Raw genomic sequence first — 1797 nt, 5'->3', positions numbered from 1 at the left:
GCGCTTGCCCAGGATCAGGAATTGCTGGTCGGCTCGACCTCGGCCTCGTCCAGCCATTACGGCTATTTCGTCGCCGTGGGGCAGCTCATTAGCGAACATGCCGAGGGGCTGTCCGCCTCGGTGGTCGAAACCGGCGCCACGCTCGACAACATCAAGCGGATGGGGCGCGACCAGGTGGATCTGGGCCTCGTCACCACGAACACCGTTCAGCACGCCTACGCTGGCACCAACGCGTTCGAAGGCAACCAGCAGGACCTGCGCCTGCTCTGGGTCTACACCAACGCGCCGCAGAACGCGGTGGTGCGGGCCGATGCGGGCGTCGACACGCTCGAAGGTCTCGAAGGTGTCCGCTTCAACCCCGGCATCCGCGGCTCCTCGACCGAGGCGACGACCGAAGCGGTGTTCGAGACCCTCGGCCTCACCGCCGATTTCTCGCGCGGGTCGACCACCGACATCGTCAGCGCGATCAAGGACAACCGCGTGGCGGGCTACGTCAAGTCCGGCTCGGGCCTGAAGCTCGACGGCTCGACCATGGACATCGCGACATCGACCGACATCAAGGTGCTGGGGCTCAGCGACGCGCAGGTGCAGACGTTGCGCGACGAGATGCCCGACATCTCGGTCGTCGACATCCCCAAGGGCGCCGCCGACGGCATCCCGGCCTACAAGACCTGGGCCTTCGGCGTCGGCGTCGCGGCCCCCGCCTCGATGGAGGACGAGACCGCCTACAAGATCGTCTCGGCAATCATGGCCGACGACAGCGCGCAGGCCAACGCGATGGCCAGCATCCAGGACGCCGACCTGGCGCAGATGACGCTGGATTACGGCACCATCCCGCTTCACCCGGGGGCGGCGCGCTGGTTCGAGGAGAACGGCTACGACATCCCGGAAAAGCTTCAGCCCGAGGAATGAACCGGTGAGCCTCGAGCGCATCCAGAAGGCGCTGGCCGTTCTCGTCGGCGCCTTCGTCTTCTACACCGCCGCGACCGGTCCGTTCGAGGGGCTGGTCCAGCGGGCCCTTTTCCTTGCGCTCGTCGCCTGCCTGGGTTTCGCGCTCTACCCGCTGGGGCGCGGAACCGTATGGCGTCCGCTGGGGCTTGCCATCGATCTCGCGCTGGCCGCGGTGACGGTGACGGCCTGCGGCTATGTCGTCTGGAACTATGAGACGATCATGGGCTCTTTGCCTTGGGCCACGACGCTCGACATGGCGCTGACGCTGGGCCTCGTTGGCGCGGTGCTGGAACTGGGCCGCCGCACCGTGGGGCTGATCTTCCCGGTGCTGGTCGTGCTCGGCCTCGGTTATGCGCTGCTGGGCGACCTGCTGCCGGGCGCGCTGGGCCATCGCGGCTTTGACCGCGCTTTCGTGACCGAGACGATCTTCCTTGGCGATCTGGGCATCTGGGGGATGCTGACCGGCGTCGCCTCGACCGTGATCGCCGCCTTCGTCCTCTTCGGTGCGCTGCTGCTGCACACCGGCGGCGGTCAGGCCTTCATGGATTTCGCGATGCGCGTCGGCGGCCGCCAGCCGGGTGGCGCGGCGAAGATCGCCACCATCGCCAGCGGCCTCTTCGGCATGATCTCGGGCTCGGCGGTGGCCAACGTCGCCACGACCGGCAACTTCACCATCCCGATGATGATCCGGCTGGGCTATCCCCGGCCCTTCGCCGCGGCGGTCGAGGCGGTGGCCTCGACCGGCGGCCAGATCGCACCGCCGATCATGGGCGCCGCGGCCTTCGTCATGGCCGAGATCCTCGGCATGTCCTACTGGACGATCGTCATCGGCGCGGTGCTGCCGGC

Annotated in this window: 2 protein-coding genes; both read left to right on the top strand. The window is 68.0% G+C overall.

The window, feature by feature from the left end; genetic code table 11:
• The coding region (locus ACFDTC_RS13195; RefSeq protein ID WP_375259347.1) for a TAXI family TRAP transporter solute-binding subunit at nt 1-912 on the top strand (912 nt) is incomplete at its 5' end.
• 4 nt (nt 913-916) lie between these two features.
• Nucleotides 917-1797 (top strand): TRAP transporter permease (locus tag ACFDTC_RS13190; RefSeq protein ID WP_375259346.1); only part of this gene is annotated, 881 nt, incomplete at its 3' end.

This window comes from Citreimonas sp., from assembly GCF_042096055.1.
GTDB lineage: Bacteria > Pseudomonadota > Alphaproteobacteria > Rhodobacterales > Rhodobacteraceae > Citreimonas.
Note: the sequence above shows the minus strand (reverse complement) of the source record. Positions and strands in the feature narration are given on the sequence as shown.